The organism is Fluviibacterium sp. S390 (assembly GCF_049800695.1).
In the GTDB taxonomy this organism is placed as follows: domain Bacteria; phylum Pseudomonadota; class Alphaproteobacteria; order Rhodobacterales; family Rhodobacteraceae; genus Meridianimarinicoccus.
Genome location: NZ_JBNAFN010000001.1, coordinates 109,716 through 126,471, shown reverse-complemented (window position 1 = coordinate 126,471; position 16,756 = coordinate 109,716). Strand labels below are relative to the sequence as shown.

Genomic DNA, 16,756 nt, shown 5'->3' with positions numbered 1-16,756 from the left:
GACGTCCCTTTCAGTTTTCGGTGGCTGGGTGTTCCCGCGCCCCGTCCGGGGACAGGGTCACATGGCGCACCCCGCGATCGGGAAGGGCCGCTGCCGCAGCGGCATTCTGCGCCTCACCCATGTCTTTCAGGTAAATCGGCTTGCCGGGGGGCAGCATCGGATCGTTGAGCACCAGGGCCGGGCCGATGTCGCCCGGGGTCGTCACGAACACCAGATCATGGCCAAAGCGGCCTGCTTCGTGGAGGGCCTCAAGCCCTGCATAGTTTTCGCGGTACTGGTGGTATTTCTCGGCCCCGCGCCACGGCAGGAAAACCATCAGGGCGCTGAGACACAACGCCCAGATCACGCTGCCGGCGCGTTTCGCGGTTTCTTCCGGCGCGCGCGACATGAAGGCGGTCAGCCCGCAGGCGCTGATCCAGAACACCGGCAGACAGGCGATGTACCAATAGCGCGGGCCGACGAAGAAGGTGCCGGTGAACCAGTAGAAGAACATGCCGCCGATGGTGCCCAGCAGCACCAGCCCGAGAAACAGGTCGAACCGGGTGATCCGCCGCCAGTTGCCCCAGGTAAGCGCCAGCCCCGCCGCCAGGAAGGATCCCGTCGCCCATCCCAGGGCCTCGCGGTTCAGGGATGCCAGCCCGTTGGCGGTGTTGATGGCGCCCTCGAACGGGCTGTGGCCGGGACGGAAATCAAGCGCGCCCCAGCTTTTCGCGGGCGGGCCAAGGTCGGGGCCGAAGCCAAAGGCGTTGCGGGTGTCGGGCCAGTAGCCCTCCAGATAGGCGGCCAGCGGCGCCACCAGCGGATTGCCGGTGATCGCGAAGTTGGCAATCAGGTAGATCGCGCCGGTGGCGATGCAGCCCAGGGCATAGCCAAGGATCGGACGCCAGCCAAAGGGCCGGTGCGCCACAAGGGCCAGCCCGGTCAGCACGCCGATCAGAACGCCCTCGAATTGTCGCGTCGCGAACAGCCAGCCCATGGCCAGGCCCCCGGCCACGGCCCAACCCACTGACAGCGGGCGCGCCTCGCCATGCCGCAGGAAGCCGCCGCAACTCAGACACCACCACGCCAGCACTGCCATGAACACCGCCGTCGAATGGGTCATGTACGAGCCGCCGACCGCCAGCACCCAGGGCGAGAATGCCATCAGCAGCGCCACCAGATTGGCCTGCGCCACCGCGCCGCTGCTGCGCAGGGCAAAGCTGCGGGCCAGCAGCACCGTCGCGCCGGTAAGCAGCGGATTGACCAGCCACGGCATTCCGGCGGCAATCCCCAGCGCCAGCAGGATCGGCCAGCCCGGCGCGGTGGTCGGGATCCAGCGTCCGTCCACGATGTCCAGAAGGTAGTATTCCAGGCCAGGCCGCAGGGCCTCGGGCGGGGCCGGGGCCGTCAGCGCGCCTTGCAGGTACAGCTTGGCCTGCAGGATATAGGGCACCTCGTCGCCCACATGCGGGATCACCTGCATCGCCAGAACGCCCACCGCCAGACTGCCCGCCACCGCCAGCGCCGCGAAGATCAAGCCCGGCAGGCGCAGCCCAAGATCCGGTCCCGGCACCAGCAACAGCCCGCCCAGGGTCAACAGGTGCAATCCGATCAGGCCGCCCCACAGCAAAATCTGCACCGCATAGCTGGGCAGAAAGTCATAGGCGACGTAGAGCGTGGGCGAGACCGCGAACAGCGCCAGCACGCCCATCAGCACGACCAGCCGCAGCCCGCCGCCCCAGCCGATCCGCCGCAGCAGGCCGACCCGGATATCGGGAAGCAGCACCCAGATGGTCACGGCGGCCTGAAGCCCCAGCGCCGCCAGGCCAAAAACGACCCGCAGCGACAGCGGCGTCAGCTTCAGCGCCGGGAAGTACTGATCCTGAACCAGCATCCACTGGCCCATCGAGCCCAGCAGGAACACACCGGCCAGTGCCGCGAAATCGCGATAGCCGCGCAGGGCCACGAATCCACAGAACAGTCCGGTCAGAACAATCGGCAGAATCGGCCAGACAAGGGGATGCGACAGGCCGGCCACGGCGGCTGCGGCCGGGGTGGCGGCAAGGGCTGCAGTGGCGGCAACCAGCGTTCCGGTGGCGGCGATGCGGGCGGATTTCACACAAAGCTGGGGCACGATGACCGATCCCTTGACCAAATACTGCACTCGACGGCGTTGCTGTCAGGGTAGCGGCCCGCCGACACAAGCTGCAAACAATAAACCCCTTCGAAGGAAAGATATTCCGGTATTCCCACGGGCGGACAGGCGCAGGTTGACGCAGGGACGGGCACCAGCGCGGCGGACTTGTTTTCAAGCTTGCATCGCACGGGGGTTGCACCCACAACACGCTTCCCGGACAGTGCCGGGATGGTTGGAGCAAGTCAGGTGGGCGAAGTGCAGGACATCGACTATGGAATCGACGCGTGGGGACATGACCTTGTGACGGTCCTGCCCGACGGCAATGTCGGGCTGCGGGATCCGCTGGCGCCGGGCAGCCCTCCGGTGGCCCTGCCGATGATCGTCGAGGATTTGCGGGCCCGTGGCATCGGCACCCCGATCCAGCTGCGCGTACAGTCGTTTCTGGACTACGGGCTGAACCGCCTGTGCGATGCCTTCGACGCGACCATGGCCGAGGTCGGCTACAAGGGCGCCTATCGCGGGGTCTTTCCGATCAAGGTCAACCAGCAGCATGAAGTCGTCAGCCGCATCGTCGAGGTTGGCCGGGCGCGCGGCTATGGGCTGGAAGCCGGCTCGAAGCCCGAGCTGATCGTCGCGCTGGCGCAGCCGCTGGCCGATGAAAGCCTGATCATCTGCAACGGCACCAAGGATGACGAGTTCATCCGGCTGGCGATCCTGTCGCGCAAGCTGGGCTTCCGCACCGTGATCGTGCTGGAAAGCCTCAACGAGTTCGAGATCGTCCGCCGCGTGGCCGAGGAGTTGGACACCAAGCCGCTGCTGGGCGTGCGGGTAAAGCTGACCCAGTCGGTGGGCGGCAAATGGGAAGCCAGTTCCGGCGACCGGTCGATCTTCGGTCTGGGCACCTATGAGCTGGTACAGCTGATCGACCGGCTGGAAGACAGCGGGTTGATGGAGTGTCTTGTGCTGCAGCACAGCCATCTGGGCAGCCAGGTGCCCAATGTCATCGACGTGCGCCGCACCGCCACCGAGGCCTGCCGCTTCTTCACCGAGTTGCGCCGTCTGGGCGCGCCGTTGACCTACATGGATCTGGGCGGCGGACTGGGCATCGACTACACCGGCGAAAAGCGCCCCTCGGAAAACTCGGTGAACTACTCGGTCGAGGAATATTGCTTCGCGGTGGTCGAGACCGTGGCCCACGCCATGAATGACGCCGGCGAGGCGCATCCGACCATCGTCACCGAGTCGGGCCGCTTCGTGGTGGCGTTGTCGTCGATGCTGATCTTCGACGTGCTGGACGCCACCCTGTACGATGTGCCCGACAAGCCCGTCGCCCGCGACGGCGATCATCATCTGCTGACCGACCTGATGGCGGTGGAAAGCTATCTGGATGGCAACCGGGTGCAGGAATGCTTCAACGACGCGGTCTATTACCGGGACGAATTGCGCGCCCTGTTCCGGCGCGGCGTGCTGGACCTGCGCCAGATGGGCCGCGCCGAGCGCACCTTCCTGTATACCCTGTCGCGGATCAGCGAGGTCGAGCGCGCGCAGGAAGGCGCCAGCGAATTGCGCGACCAGCTGGAGAACTACGTGGATTACTACCACTGCAATTTCTCGATGTTCCAGTCGCTGCCGGATGTCTGGGCCATCGACCAGATCCACCCGGTGATCCCGTTGCAGCGGCTGAACGAGGCTCCGACCCGGCGCGCGGTGCTGACCGACATCACCTGCGACAGCGACGGCAAGATCAAGCGCTTCGTCCTGGGCGACGGCATGCACAAGGCGCTGCCGGTGCATGATCTGCGCGACGGTGAGGACTATCTGATCGGTGTGTTCTTCGTGGGCGCCTATCAGGAAACCCTTGGCGATCTGCACAACCTCTTTGGCGATGCCAATGTGGTGACCATCGCGCTGGACGGCGAGGGCGGGTTCACGGTGGAGCACGAGGTCGAGGGCGACAGCATCGCCGAGGTCCTGTCCTATGTGGAATACGATCCGCAGGACTGTCTAGCGGCCTTCCGCAAGCGCGTCGATCAGGCGGTGGCCAAACGCGCCGTGACCTCGCAAGAGCGCCGTACCCTGATTTCGGCCTACAAGGACAGCCTGTCGGGCTATACCTATTTCGAATAGGCCAACACGAACGCATGATCGCCCCGCGGGTCCGACGACCCCGGGGCAGACCCAGAATGAGGGAGACAAGCGAATGGGCAATGTTCTGGTTGTAGGGGCGGGGGGCGTCAGCTCGGTCGCCGTGCACAAGATGGCGATGAACCCCGATATCTTCGGGCCGATCCATCTGGCCAGCCGCACCAAGTCCAAATGCGATGCCATCGCGGCCAGTGTGAAGGCACGCTTCGGCATCGATGTGACCACCCATGCACTGGATGCGATGGATGTGGCCGCCACCGTGGCGCTGATCCGCCAGACCGGGGCCGAGATCGTGGTGAACCTGGCGCTGCCCTATCAGGACCTGGTGCTGATGGATGCCTGCCTTGAGGCCGGGGTGAACTACATCGACACCGCCAACTACGAGCCCGAGGACGAGGCCAAGTTCGAATACAGCTGGCAGTGGGCCTATCAGGAGAAATTCCGCGACGCCGGGCTGACCGCGATCCTGGGGTCGGGCTTCGATCCGGGGGTGACTTCGGTCTTTGCCGCATGGCTGCGCAAGCACAAGCTGAAGACCATTCGACAGATCGACGTGCTGGACGCCAACGGTGGCGACAATGGGCAGGCCTTTGCCACCAACTTCAACCCCGAGATCAACCTGCGCGAGGTTCTGGCCGAGGCGCGGCACTGGGAAGGGGGCGAGTGGAAGACCTCCCCGGCGATGACCCACAAGGTGGAATTCGACTTCCCCGGCGTCGGGCCGAAGAACATGTACCTGATGTATCACGAGGAACTGGAGAGCCTGTCGACCCATTTCCCCGAGATCGAGCGGGCCCGCTTCTGGATGACCTTCGGGGATGCCTATATCACCCATGCCAAGGTGCTGGAAAACGTCGGCATGACCCGGATCGACCCGGTGATGCATGACGGCAAGGAGATCATCCCGATCCAGTTCCTCAAGACCCTGCTGCCCGATCCCAGCGATCTGGGTGAGTTGACCAAGGGCAAGGCCTGTATCGGCGATATCGCCACCGGCGAGGCTGCCGACGGGTCGGGCGAGAAGACCTTCTACATCTACAACATCTGCGATCACGAGGAATGCTACGCCGAGGTCGGCAGCCAGGCCGTGGCCTATACCACCGGGGTTCCGGCGATGATCGGCACCGCCATGGTGCTGAAGGGCATCTGGCGCGAGCCGGGGGTGTGGAACATGGAGCAGCTGGACCCGGATGCCTTCATGGACATGCTGAACACGCAAGGGCTGCCGTGGCAGGTCGAGGAACTGGACGGCCCCGTCGCCTTCTAGGGCAGGGCGCGGCGCGGCCGGGGCATCGAGCCCCGCCCGCGCCGGTCACAGGCCCAGGGGCCTGTTCCGGGCCCCGCTCGACCCATTTTACGGCCCTGCTTTCTGGAGTGCGCCATGCCCCCCATCGATATCGCCGCCGACAGCCGCGCGCGGTTTGCCCGCTTCGACCTGACCGCGGTGCCGTCGCCGTGCTTCGTGATCGACGAGGCGCAGGTGGCGCGCAACTGCGAGATCCTGGCCGAGGTGGCTGAAGCCTCGGGCGCGCAGGTGTTCCTGGCGCTCAAGGCCTGTTCGATGCCGGCGCTGGCGCCGGTGGTGACGCGCTATCTGGCGGGCACGGCGGCCTCGGGCCTGCACGAGGCGCGGCTGGGGCGCGAGGAATTCGGCGGGCAGGTCGCCACCTTCAGCGCCGGATTCAAGCCCGAGGATCTGCAGGAGGTTCTGGCCCTGTCGGACCACGTGATCTTCAACTCGCTGGGTCAGTTGCGGCGCTTTCAGCCACTGGTGGAGGAAGCACGGCGGAGCGGCGAGGATGTGGAAATTGGCCTGCGAATCAATCCGCAGCACTCCGAAGGCTGGACTGACCGCTATGATCCGGCGGCCCCCTGTTCGCGCCTGGGCCATCCGGTCTCGCAGATCCGTGCCGAGGATCTGGCGGGTCTCGACGGGCTGCACATGCACACCCTGTGCGAGCAGGGGTTCGCACCGCTGGCCCGCACCTGGGAGGCGATCGCCCCGACAGTGGGGCCTTGGCTGGACGGCCTGTCCTGGCTGAACCTGGGCGGCGGCCATCACATCACCCAGCCGGATTACGACCGCGCGGGGCTGATCGCGCTGATCCGCAGGATCCGCGACCAGCACGGCGTCGAGGTCTTTCTGGAACCCGGCGAGGCGGTGGTCCTGCACAGTGGCATCCTGGTGGGCGAGGTGCTGGATCGCACCGAGAACGATGTGCCGCTGGCGATCTCGGACCTGTCGGCCACCTGCCACATGCCCGACGTGGTGGAAGCGCCCTATCGTCCCGATTTGCTGGGCGAACGTCCCGAAGGCACCGGCGGCGAGATCCGCATCGGCGGGCCGTCTTGCCTGGCCGGCGACGTGATCGGCGATTTCCGCCCGGCAACGGAGTTTGCGGTCGGGGAGCGTTTCGCCTTTCTGGACCAGACCCACTATTCCATGGTGAAGACCAACACCTTCAACGGGGTGCCGCTGCCGGCGCTTGCCCTGTGGAATTCCGACACCGACCACCTGAATGTGCTGCGCGAATTCGGCTATGACGATTTCCGTATGCGGCTGGGCTGAGGAGCCGTCATGACCCCATTTCTGGATGGCGAGTTGAGCGCCGCCGAGTGCGACCCCGAAACCGCGAAATTCCGGGTGATCCCGGTGCCGCTGGAGCGCACGGTGTCCTACGGCGCGGGCACGGCCGGCGGTCCGGCGGCCTTGCTGGACGCCAGTGTCGAGCTGGAGCGCCTGTGGCGCGGGGTGGAGCCCTGCGAAGCCGGGATCTACACCGAAGCGCCGGTCGATTGTGACGGCCCTTTGCCCGACGTGATGGCGCGAATTGCTGCCCGCACGCAGGCGGCGGTGGCCGCGGGCCGGGTGCCCGTGGTGCTGGGCGGCGAGCATTCGCTGAGCTATGGCGCGGTGCGCGGCGTGGCAGCAGCACTGGAAGGCCCTGTTGGCATCGTTCAGATCGACGCCCATGCGGACCTGCGAGTGGCCTACCAGGGCGAGCGGCACTCCCACGCCTCGGTCATGCAATTGCTGGTCGAGGAGGACAACATCGCGCTGGCGCAATTCGGAGTTCGCGCCCTGTGCGCACAGGAAGCGGACTATCGTCGCAAGTTCGGGGTGTTCCACGTCGATGCCGAGGAATTGGTCACTGGCGGGCTGCACGGGGTGGGTCTGCCCGAAGACTTCCCGCAGCAGGTCTATGTCAGCTTCGACGTGGATGGGCTGGACCCGGCCGTGATGCCGGACACCGGCACACCGGTGCCCGGAGGATTGGGATTTTGGCAGGCACTGCACCTTGTTGCCCATGCCCTGAAGGGGCGGCGGCTGGTGGGGTGCGACGTAGTGGAACTGGCGCCCCGGCCCGGAGGGGCCGTGTCGGATTTCACCGCTGCGCAGGTGGCTTATGGGGTGATGGCGCTGGCCTGAGCGTGTGCTGTATTGCAGCGGCGAGAGATTTCTTGCCTCCGGCGGGAGTATTTTCGCCAAGAAGAAAACAGGACGTTGATCCGGTTTTACGGCCGGAGGCTCAGGCGCGGGCGCAGCGCCGGCACGGCGCTGCCGGGCCCAACCGGCGGAGATGCCTTGCATCGACAGAGGGCGGGAGCCGCCCCCCGTTTGTGGGTCAGTCCGGGTCGGTTTCGCCCATCTTGCAAACAGCGCGCCATTCGGCGTCGGTGACCGGCTGCACCGACAGGCGGGTGTTGTTGACCAGAACCATGTTTTCCAGCGCCGGATTGGTCTTGCAATCGGCCAGGGTCACCGGTTTGGCAATTGGGCGGATGGCCTTGATGTCGACGCACTCCCAGCGGTCATCGTCGGTGGTGCTGTCGGGATGGGCCTCGGCGCAGACTTCGACGATGCCGACCACGGCCTTTTCCTTCTGCGAGTGGTAAAAGAACCCGCGGTCGCCGATCTTCATCTGGCGCATGTGGTTGCGGGCCTGGTAGTTGCGCACGCCGTCCCATTCCTCGCCCGCCGCGCCCTTGGCCACTTGATTGTCCCACGACCAGGTGGAGGGTTCGGACTTGAAGAGCCAATAGGCCATCAGCCGATCACCCGGTTCCAGGTCTGGATCTGCACCGAGGCGAAGAGACCGGCCTTGGCGTAGGGATCGCTTTCGGCCCAGGCTTCGGCCTCGGCGCGGTTGTCGGTGTTCAGCACGATGATGGAGCCCGCCATCTCGCCAGCCTCGTTCAGGACCGGTCCGGCCTGGGCGACGATGCCGGTGTCCTTGAGATAGGCCAGATGCGCCTCGCGGTTGGCCTTGCGGGTTTCCAGCGCGCCGGGTTTGTCCTGGCAGATGAGCACGTGCAGCATGGGGGTCTCCGTGTGATGTAGTCTGGCGCAGGCTAGGGCGCGGGCCGGGGCGGGACAAGCCGCCTTTCGCGATCAGGCCTTGGGGCCCTTGCGACCGCCGCCCAACAGGGCCGGTCCATCCGGGTCCAGCGGCCAGCGCGGGCGGGCGATCAGGGGAGCGTTGTCGGTCAGCCCCGCGCGCAACCGTTCCAGTCCGGCCCAGGCGATCATCGCCGCGTTGTCGGTGCACAGCGCCAGCGGCGGGGCCACGAAGGCGAGGCCGTGCTCGGCGGCCAGCGTGGACAGTCGGCGGCGCAGCGCGTCATTTGCGGCAACGCCCCCGGCGACGGCGATGGCCGGGGCGGGGGGCTGAAGGTCCAGATAGGCGGTCAGCGCGCGGCGGGTCTTTTCGGTCAGAACATCGGCCACTGCCGTCTGGAACCCGGCGCTGAGGTCGTTGACGTCCTGCGGATAGAGGCCATCGTGCGCCGCCAGCAGCTGGTCGCGGGCCCGCAGCACCGCGGTTTTCAGCCCCGAGAAGGACATGTCGCATCCCGGACGGTTCAACAGCGGGCGCGGGAAGGCAAACCGGCGGGCGTCCCCATCCCGTGCCGCGCGTTCCACCGAGGGGCCGCCCGGTTGCGGCAGGCCCAGCAGCCGCGCGGTCTTGTCGAAGGCCTCGCCCGGGGCATCGTCGATGGTGCCGCCAAGGCGGGTGAACCGGTCCGGGCCATGGGCGATCAGGAACTGGCAATGGCCCCCGGACACCAGCAGCATCAGGTAGGGAAACGCCAGCCCGTCGGTCAGGCGCGGGGTCAACGCATGGCCGGCAAGGTGGTTTACCCCCACCAATGGCAGACCCGCCCCGGCCGCAAGCCCCTTCGCGCACATGACGCCGGACAGCACGCCGCCGATCAGGCCCGGACCCGCCGTCACCGCCACGGCATCGACCTGGTCCAGCCGCAGACCGGCCCGGGACAGCGCCTGTTCAACCGCAACGTCGATCTTTTCTGCATGGGCGCGGGCGGCGATCTCGGGCACCACGCCGCCAAAGGCTGCGTGCAGTTCGTCCTGACCGATGACCACGTTGGACAGGATCTGTCCTCGGCCCTCGGCATCGGCGCGCACAACGGCGGCGCCGGTGTCGTCGCAGCTGCTTTCCAGGCCGAGCAGGGTGAGGGGGGCAGGAGACATGGGCGGGGCGATCGGTGGTGTTGTGTCGGGGATGCCTGCCAGCTACCACTGGCGGCGCAAGGCGGCAAGCATCCGCCGCACCAGCGTCGGAGACCCGCAATGATCCTGCTTCTGACCCGCCCCGCCGCGCAATCGGCGCGCTTTGCCACGCAGGTGCGGGCGCGGTTCGGCGACAGGTTTCGGATCGTGATCGCGCCGGTTCTGGATATTGTCGAACGACCTGCGGCTTGCGTCTTGACCCAAGACGCCACCTGGGAGGGTGTCGGGGCCCTGGCCTTCACCTCTGAAAACGCGGTCGCGGTGTTTGCCCGGCACGCCGTTGAACGGCGCTTCCCGGCGTATTGCGTCGGCGCGCGCACGGCGGAAGCTGCGCGGGGCATCGGGCTGGAGGCCTTGCAAGGGCCGGGAGAGGCGCGCGGACTGGTGCGCCTGATCGCCCGGCACCCGCCCGAAGGCCGCCTGCTGCATCTGGGCGGCGTGCATCTGGCGCGCGATCTGGTGGCGGATCTGGCCGATCTGGGGATCGCGGCGGCGCATCTGGCGGTCTATGATCAGCAGCCCCGCCCGCTGACCGACGAAGCCCGGACCTGCCTGAGCGGCCCGGCCCCGGTGCTGGTCCCGATGTTTTCGCCGCGCAGCGCCCGCCTGCTGGCCCCGGAACTGTCCCGCGCGCGCGCTGAATTGCGGCTTGCGGCAATCAGCCCTGCTGTTGCCGAGGCAGGACAAGTGCAAAGTGGCGCCCGAATGGAAGTTGCGCCCACCCCCGATGCCGATGCCATGCTGGATCTCATTCAGCGTCTGTCGGAGCGGGGATGATTTCTTGAGCGTGACCGTAGCGCGGGATATGCTCCACGCTGGAGACAGGGAAGGAATTTGGTTTTGAGTTCCAAGGACAAGAAAAACGATCCGGAGCAGCCCCCCGAGATCGAAGACAAGCTCGATGGCGCTCAGGAAAGCGAAATCGGGCAGGATGCCGACGATGTCGAAGGTGCCAAGCCTGCGGATGAGGCCGGGGAATCGGTGGAAGATGCCGAGTTCACGGATCTGACCGAAGGGGGTGACGACACCGCCGAGGATCAGGCGTTGGCCGAGGACGTCTCGGAAGACGCCGAATCGCTGGCCGAGGATGACGTTGCCGCCGAGGATGACAGCGTCACGCCCGAGGACATCGAAGGCGATCTTGCCACGGATGCCGATGTGCTGGCCGAGGCTGCGGTGTCGGAAACGGCCGAAGACCTGTCCGAGGCCGAGAAACTGGCTGCCGAAGACACCGAACCTGTCGCAGAACCCACGCCCGAGCCTGCGCCCGTCGCGGCCCCCGCGCCGGCACCGGCTGCGGAGAAATCCGGCGGGGGCTTCATGCCTGCCGTGCTGGGCGGCCTCGTGGCTGCGGGCCTGGGCTTCGGCGGCGCCACCTACCTGGGATCCCAGGATGACGGCACCTCGCAGTCTCTGGCGACACAATCGGAACGTCTGGGTACATTGGAAGCCCGGATCGGCGAAATCGCTGAGGCCGTGTCCAAACCCGCCGACACCGGCGCCGAAGATCAGATTGCCGCCCTCAGCCAGCAGCTTCAGGGCCAGTTGGGCGATGTGGCGACGACCCTTCAGGGGCAGTTCGGCGACATGGCGTCCCGGCTCGAGGCCGTGGGCAGCACCGTGGGCAATGTGGAAAGCTCCCTCAGTGGTGCCATTTCCGGTGTGCAATCGGGGCTGAACGATCTCGACACCCGGCTGGCCGCGATCAACGATCGCCTGACCGCCGTGGAAAAGCGTCCGCTTCAGGAAAGCTCGGAAACTGCCAAGGCGGCGTTCGAAGCCTATGAACGCGAGCTGGACGGGTTGAAAAAGACCCTGGAAGAAGCCCAGGCGCTGAACGAACAGGTCAACGCCGAAATGGCCGCGGTCACCGACCAGGCCCGTGCGCTGCAGGAAGAAGCCAAGTCGCAGGCGGCCGAGGTCGCCGCCACGGCGCAGGCCCAGGCCGCGGAAGTTGCCGCCGCAGCCCAGGCGCAGGCCGCCGAAGCTGCTGCCGCGGCAGAGGCCAAGGCCAATGCCGCCGCCATGCGCGAAGCGCTGGCCAGTCTCGACGGGGCCATCCAACGCGGTGCGCCTTATGTGACCCCCTTGGCGATCCTGTCTGACCTGACCGAGGTGCCCGACGTGCTGAGCGCCCATGCCGAGAACGGCGTGCAATCGCTGGCGCAACTGCGCAGCAGCTTTCCGCAAGAGGCCCGCGCGGCGCTGGACGCTTCCATCCGCGAAACCGTGGCAGACGACACGACCGGGCGCTTTGTCGCCTTCCTGAGGTCGCAGACCGGTGCCCGGTCGCTGACACCGAAAGAAGGCAACGACCCGGACGCGGTTCTGTCGCGGGCCGAGGCGGCTTTGGTCGCCGGAGATCTGGATTCTACCCTGGCCGAATTGGCACTGTTGCCGCCGGCGGGTCAGGCCGAACTGGCGGACTGGATCACGGCGGCGCAGTCGCGCCGTGACGTGACCACCGCCGCGTCGGATCTGGCTGCAACCCTGCTGGCCAACTGAGGAGGCCCCCCATGCTGATTTCGCTGATCAAGATCCTTCTCTTTGTGGCCATCATCGCCGCCCTGATTTTCGGGGTGGAACTGCTGATGACCGAGGGCGAGGGCCTGCACCTTGCCGTGGCCAACTGGGAATTCACCCTCGGTCCGGTTCAGACCCTGGTGGCCGCCGCGCTGCTGCTGCTGACCGTCTGGATCGTCCTGAAACTGCTGGGGCTGCTGATTGCCACCCTGCGGTTCCTGGCCGGGGATGAAACCGCCATCACCCGCTATTTCTCGCGCAACCGCGAACGGCGCGGCTTCAAGGCGCTGTCCGAAGCCTTTACCGCCCTTGCGGCGGGCGAGGGTAGCGAGGCCGTGAGCCGGGCCTCCAAGGCCGAACGTCTGCTGCAACGTCCCGATCTGACCAACCTGATCCGGGCGCAGGCTGCCGAGATGACCGGTGACAAGACCAAGGCCATGGAAGCCTACAAGAAGCTGCTGGGCGACGATCGCACCCGTTTTGTCGGTGTGCGTGGCCTGATGAAGCAGAAGCTGGCCGAGGGCGACACCGACACCGCGCTGAAGCTGGCCGAAAAGGCCTTCGTGCTGAAGCCGCGTCACGCGGAAACTTCGGACACGCTGTTGCAGTTGCAGGCGCAGAAATCCAACTGGAAGGGCGCCCGCAAGACGCTGGGAGCCAAGCTGAAATACGGCTCTGTCCCGCGCGATCTGCACAAGCGCCGCGATGCGGTGCTGGCGCTGGCCGATGCCGAGGCGCGCATTGCTGCCGGTGATCTGGACATGGCCAACGACGAGGCGATCGAGGCCGCGCGCCTGTCGCCGGCCCTGGTGCCTGCCGCCGCCATGGCCGCCCGCGCCTATACCGCGATGGGCAAGCCGCGCAACGCCGTCAAGGTCATCAAGACCGCCTGGACCGCCGAGCCGCACCCCGATCTGGCCGCGGCTTTTGCCGCCATCGAGCCCAGTGAAACCCCGGCTGCCCGGATCAAGCGGTTCGGCAACTTGCTGAAGCTCAAGCCGATCCATCCGGAAAGCAAGATGCTGCTGGCCGAACTGGAAATCGCCGCCGAGAATTTCCCGGCAGCGCGCAAGGCCCTGGGCGATTTGCCCGAGACCATGCCCAACGCCCGCACGCTGACCCTGATGGCGGCGATCGAACGGGGCGAAGGTTCGGACGACACCACCGTCAAGGCCTGGCTGGCCAAGGCGCTGACCGCGTCGCGCGGACCGCAATGGGTCTGCGAGAACTGCGGCCACGTCCACGGCGGCTGGACCGCCATCTGCGACAACTGCGATGCCTTCGATACCTTGAGCTGGAAGGAAGCCCAGAAGGGCGGTGCCGTGGTCGATGGCACCGGCATGGCCATGCTGCCGCTGATCGTCGGCGCGCTGGAGGACAAGTCCGAAGAGCCAGAACCGACGGCAGAACCCACCGAAGTGGAGGAGCCCGAGGCCGATATTCTGGACCAGACGGCCACCGAAGTGGAACAGGTCAAGGAGGCTGAAAAGGTTGCAAACTAGGGCTTTCCCCCGCCGGAAAGTCCTGATAGCAACCGCGCCATCGCCGCTGTAGCTCAGCTGGTAGAGCACGTCATTCGTAATGATGGGGTCGGGGGTTCGAGTCCCTTCAGCGGCACCACCAAACTCTACAGAACCAGCCAAAGACATCCACGAAGCCCCTTGAAACAAGGGGCTTCGTCTTTTTTTAGTGGCTGGCTGGTGGCGTTCGATCGCATCCCATGCCTGCCCCTAGAATAGGGGTATATTTTGGGGGCACGCTGGACTGCGCTGCTGAGAACGGACCCCCGATGCCACTGGCCCAAACCCACCCGGAATAGTAGAGCCCTTCACCGTCGCTGACTTTTGGGGGAGTTTGCATTTCGTCGGGGCGTCCGGGTCCAAGTCATGGCGCTTCAAGGACAGGATTGACGGCAAGGTACAGCTGTTGGTGATCGGAGACTATCCTGCTGTCTTCGTGGCAAAGGCGCGGGCTGCAAGGGCTGATCTTCACTCCGGCATGCGTCCTTCCCAAGCAAGGCAAGAGGCCAGGAGAACCGGGCAGGAGCTTCAATCGCGGACCTTTGCGGCATTGGCGGACGGCTTCCTGATCAAAGCCGCAAAGGCAGGCCGTGCTGCTGCGACAGCCCAGACCCTGGGGGAACAAAGTTGATCGGCCGAACAGGCCCCCGGAATTTTCTTGTTTGGGATGAAAACTGGCGGCAACATCGATTTCATATGCATCAATTGGCGTGTTTGGGCCCCCCAGCTGCGTTCAAAACAGACCGAACGCCAGGGAGACCCATGTCAAATCTATTCGCCACACTCACCAAATCCGTCATTGTCCTTTATGGATTGAACCCCAGCCCGTCCGGCGCGGCCGATGCCATCGTCAACACATCCGCAGGAACAATTAACGGGGTCGCATCCGGGGCACATTCAACGGCACGAAATTTGTGACGAACCTCAGCAACGGTGTGATGACGTTCAGGTTCCTCGGGGGTTTCACCGTTGCCTCTGACACGAATGTCCGGGCCGGAGGCAACAACGGCGCGGCTTTCATGGCCCTGAACAACGCCGATATCGGCGACAATGTGAACTTTGACTTTTCGGCAAGCGGCCGCGTTTCCGGTGCAGGTGGTGGCGATGGCGGCTTTTGTGGCGGGCGCGGGTTCTTTCAGCTTGGTGCCTTGGGTGCTGCTGGCGGTTCGGCCACCGCCGGAGCGTCGGGCGGTTACTGGGCGCGTGACAGGTATTTTCACTATGCGGCAGGGGACGCCCAAGATGGACGTCACGGTAGTGCAGCCGTTACACGCTACTCCTCTGCACTTGGCAGCGACGGCCAATCCGGGAAGACGGGAATCAATGGGGGACTTGGCGGTATACGCGGTGCAGCCACCAATCTGTTTTACCAGGATGCGGCTGGTGGCAGCCCGGGTAAAGGCGGGGATGCTGGCGCGTTCGCGGCGTACAACGGTGCTGGAAATTACGGCGCTCGCCATCCTGGGGGCGTATGATGTCTGGGCCACCCTGGTGCCGGAAAAGGCCAACCTGGTGAACTTCGGTGCGAATGGACTGTACCGAAGTGTATTCATGTCGGGACAGACAAACAGCATCGCCTATCTGTCGGCAAACGTGCCGCTCCCGGCCTCGGTGGGGCTGTTGCTGGCAGGGCTGGGCGGCCTGATGGGCGTGGCGCGGCGCAGGCGCGTCGCCCAGGATCCGGGGCACGAGAGGCGGTCTGACGCCGAACCCGGCAATCCTGTGTAGAGGGCGTAACGCCGTCAGGACACGGCGCCTTGCGGTGCGGGCTCATCCGGGTCCGCATCTTGCCCTGTCGCCGTGTCGCTATCGGGCTCGAACAGGTCCAGCATCACGATGGTGATCACCAGGATTGGGATGGCAACGATTCCGCCGATCGGCCCCCAGATCCATAGCCAGACCACCAGAGACACGAAGATCAGCAGCGGATTGACCGCCATGTGCCTGCCCAGCAACGCGGGCGTCACGAACTGCGATTCCAGCAGGTTCAGCAGAAGATAGGCGGCCACCGGGGCCAGAACCATCAACCCGTTGAAGGCCACCAGCCCGGCCAGCAGCAGCCCGACCGTCATCATCATCGGGCCGACGTAGACCATGAAATTCAGCAAGGCGGCCGCCGCCCCCCAGATGAAGGGGCCGGGCACGCCGATCAGCGACAGCACACTGCCCAGAAAGACACCCAGCCCCGCGTTGATCAGCGTGATGGTGAAGAAATACCGCGCGACCATACGTTCCGCCGCATCGAAGCGGCGCAACAGGACAAGGGTGTCCGCTGAGGTGCCGATCAGCCGCGCCAGCCCCCGATAGATACTCTTGCGGGTCAGCAGGAAAAAGAACAGCGTGCCGCAGAAGATCAGCAGTTGCGCCAGCACGAAAGGGGCCAGCAGCAGCGCGTCGGTCACGCCGGGCATCTCTGGGGCGGTGGATTGCGCGTCAGCGCCGGTCTCGGCACCAAGGGCGGCGCCGACCTCGCGGTTCACCGCATCGATCCCGCGAAACAGGTCACGGATATCCTGAAGGGTGGCGCGCAGTTCCCACTTGATGCGCGGCAATTCCTCGACAAGGCGCCCGACCATCGGTTCCAGCAGAAACGCCAGCGCGAACAGGCCCGAGACGCCCAGCAGAAGCACCAGAACGGCGGACAGTCCGACGGGCAGGCCGACACGCTCCAGCGCCTGAGTGATGGGGGCGAGGATGACCCCCGCGACCACGCCCATTGCCATTGGCGCGAAGATCTCGGCCCCCAGTTTCAGGGTTGCGAAAACAAGGATGACCGCGATGGCGATGGTTGCGACCCGAAGCACGGGATCGCGCGTGGAAATGAAGCTTTGCATCCCCCCTCAACGCGGCCGCGGCGGAAAAGTTCCATAGGTTTTTCTTGGAACAACCGGCGCGGTGGCGCGTTCAATCCCCGTAACC

At 65.8% G+C, this 16,756-nt stretch carries 15 protein-coding genes and 1 tRNA gene; 10 read left to right on the top strand and 6 right to left on the bottom strand.

The features are described from left to right. Nucleotides 1-10 precede the first annotated feature (10 nt). Nucleotides 11-2,143 (bottom strand): hypothetical protein, encoded by a 2,133-nt coding sequence (locus tag ACP15K_RS00575; RefSeq protein ID WP_424989570.1) that lies wholly within the window; start codon nt 2,141-2,143, stop codon nt 11-13. Between the two features lie 201 nt (nt 2,144-2,344). Between ACP15K_RS00575 and speA the strand changes: the two genes are divergently transcribed. The 4 genes from speA (at nt 2,345) to speB (ending at nt 7,691) form a co-directional block, all read left to right on the top strand. Next, nucleotides 2,345-4,243: a biosynthetic arginine decarboxylase gene (speA, locus tag ACP15K_RS00570; protein WP_424989569.1), complete on the top strand. Its 1,899-nt coding sequence runs from the start codon at nt 2,345-2,347 to the stop codon at nt 4,241-4,243. Nucleotides 4,244-4,316: 73 nt separating this feature from the next. Beyond that, nucleotides 4,317-5,528: a saccharopine dehydrogenase family protein gene (locus ACP15K_RS00565; protein WP_193139260.1), complete on the top strand. Its 1,212-nt coding sequence runs from the start codon at nt 4,317-4,319 to the stop codon at nt 5,526-5,528. 114 nt (nt 5,529-5,642) lie between these two features. Further along, on the top strand, nt 5,643-6,830 hold the full coding sequence (locus tag ACP15K_RS00560) for a carboxynorspermidine decarboxylase (RefSeq protein ID WP_193139258.1): 1,188 nt from the start codon (nt 5,643-5,645) through the stop codon (nt 6,828-6,830). 9 nt (nt 6,831-6,839) lie between these two features. Next, on the top strand, nt 6,840-7,691 hold the full coding sequence (gene speB, locus ACP15K_RS00555) for an agmatinase (protein ID WP_424989568.1): 852 nt from the start codon (nt 6,840-6,842) through the stop codon (nt 7,689-7,691). A gap of 196 nt (nt 7,692-7,887) precedes the next feature. On the opposite strand, the gene ACP15K_RS00550 is transcribed toward speB, so the two are convergent. The 3 genes from ACP15K_RS00550 to tsaD form a co-directional block, all read right to left on the bottom strand. Next, nucleotides 7,888-8,310 carry an EVE domain-containing protein gene (locus ACP15K_RS00550; protein WP_193139254.1) on the bottom strand — a complete coding sequence of 141 codons (423 nt, stop codon included), beginning with the start codon at nt 8,308-8,310 and terminating at the stop codon, nt 7,888-7,890. Continuing rightward, a complete protein-coding gene (locus ACP15K_RS00545) occupies nt 8,310-8,582 on the bottom strand; it encodes a YciI family protein (RefSeq protein ID WP_193139251.1) in 273 nt (90 codons plus the stop codon). Before ACP15K_RS00545 ends, ACP15K_RS00550 begins: the two co-directional genes overlap by 1 nt. 72 nt (nt 8,583-8,654) lie before the next feature. Continuing rightward, nucleotides 8,655-9,755 carry a tRNA (adenosine(37)-N6)-threonylcarbamoyltransferase complex transferase subunit TsaD gene (gene tsaD / locus ACP15K_RS00540; RefSeq protein WP_424989567.1) on the bottom strand — a complete coding sequence of 367 codons (1,101 nt, stop codon included), beginning with the start codon at nt 9,753-9,755 and terminating at the stop codon, nt 8,655-8,657. 99 nt (nt 9,756-9,854) lie between these two features. On the opposite strand from tsaD, the gene ACP15K_RS00535 reads away from it, so the two are divergent. From ACP15K_RS00535 to ACP15K_RS00515, 5 genes are all read left to right on the top strand, one after another. Then, nucleotides 9,855-10,571, top strand: coding sequence for a uroporphyrinogen-III synthase (locus tag ACP15K_RS00535; protein ID WP_193139247.1), 717 nt, complete (start codon nt 9,855-9,857; stop codon nt 10,569-10,571). A gap of 63 nt (nt 10,572-10,634) precedes the next feature. After that, nucleotides 10,635-12,299, top strand: coding sequence for a hypothetical protein (locus ACP15K_RS00530; RefSeq protein ID WP_424989566.1), 1,665 nt, complete (start codon nt 10,635-10,637; stop codon nt 12,297-12,299). 11 nt (nt 12,300-12,310) lie between these two features. Further along, entirely contained in the window at nt 12,311-13,819 is a 1,509-nt protein-coding gene (locus ACP15K_RS00525; protein ID WP_424989565.1) for a heme biosynthesis protein HemY, read from the top strand. A gap of 42 nt (nt 13,820-13,861) precedes the next feature. Next, nucleotides 13,862-13,937, top strand: a tRNA-Thr gene (locus tag ACP15K_RS00520). 234 nt (nt 13,938-14,171) lie between these two features. Continuing rightward, nucleotides 14,172-14,468, top strand: a complete 297-nt coding sequence (locus ACP15K_RS00515; protein WP_424989564.1) for an Arm DNA-binding domain-containing protein — start codon at nt 14,172-14,174, stop codon at nt 14,466-14,468. 175 nt (nt 14,469-14,643) lie between these two features. On the opposite strand, the gene ACP15K_RS00510 is transcribed toward ACP15K_RS00515, so the two are convergent. Further along, entirely contained in the window at nt 14,644-15,057 is a 414-nt protein-coding gene (locus ACP15K_RS00510; RefSeq protein WP_424989563.1) for a hypothetical protein, read from the bottom strand. Nucleotides 15,058-15,220: 163 nt separating this feature from the next. Between ACP15K_RS00510 and ACP15K_RS00505 the strand changes: the two genes are divergently transcribed. Further along, nucleotides 15,221-15,565, top strand: coding sequence for a VPLPA-CTERM sorting domain-containing protein (locus ACP15K_RS00505; protein ID WP_424989562.1), 345 nt, complete (start codon nt 15,221-15,223; stop codon nt 15,563-15,565). Nucleotides 15,566-15,579: 14 nt separating this feature from the next. Here ACP15K_RS00505 and ACP15K_RS00500 read toward each other — a convergent pair whose 3' ends face one another. Beyond that, nucleotides 15,580-16,671, bottom strand: a complete 1,092-nt coding sequence (locus ACP15K_RS00500; RefSeq protein WP_424989561.1) for an AI-2E family transporter — start codon at nt 16,669-16,671, stop codon at nt 15,580-15,582. Nucleotides 16,672-16,756 lie beyond the last annotated feature (85 nt).

Coding starts and splice junctions, on each gene's coding strand:
- speA (WP_424989569.1), top strand. CDS start 2,345: ATGGTTGGAGCAAGTCAGGTGGGCGAAGTGCAGGACATCGACTATGGA.
- tsaD (WP_424989567.1), bottom strand. CDS start 9,755: ATGTCTCCTGCCCCCCTCACCCTGCTCGGCCTGGAAAGCAGCTGCGAC.
- speB (WP_424989568.1), top strand. CDS start 6,840: ATGACCCCATTTCTGGATGGCGAGTTGAGCGCCGCCGAGTGCGACCCC.
- ACP15K_RS00525 (WP_424989565.1), top strand. CDS start 12,311: ATGCTGATTTCGCTGATCAAGATCCTTCTCTTTGTGGCCATCATCGCC.
- ACP15K_RS00565 (WP_193139260.1), top strand. CDS start 4,317: ATGGGCAATGTTCTGGTTGTAGGGGCGGGGGGCGTCAGCTCGGTCGCC.
- ACP15K_RS00535 (WP_193139247.1), top strand. CDS start 9,855: ATGATCCTGCTTCTGACCCGCCCCGCCGCGCAATCGGCGCGCTTTGCC.
- ACP15K_RS00560 (WP_193139258.1), top strand. CDS start 5,643: ATGCCCCCCATCGATATCGCCGCCGACAGCCGCGCGCGGTTTGCCCGC.
- ACP15K_RS00500 (WP_424989561.1), bottom strand. CDS start 16,671: ATGCAAAGCTTCATTTCCACGCGCGATCCCGTGCTTCGGGTCGCAACC.
- ACP15K_RS00545 (WP_193139251.1), bottom strand. CDS start 8,582: ATGCTGCACGTGCTCATCTGCCAGGACAAACCCGGCGCGCTGGAAACC.
- ACP15K_RS00550 (WP_193139254.1), bottom strand. CDS start 8,310: ATGGCCTATTGGCTCTTCAAGTCCGAACCCTCCACCTGGTCGTGGGAC.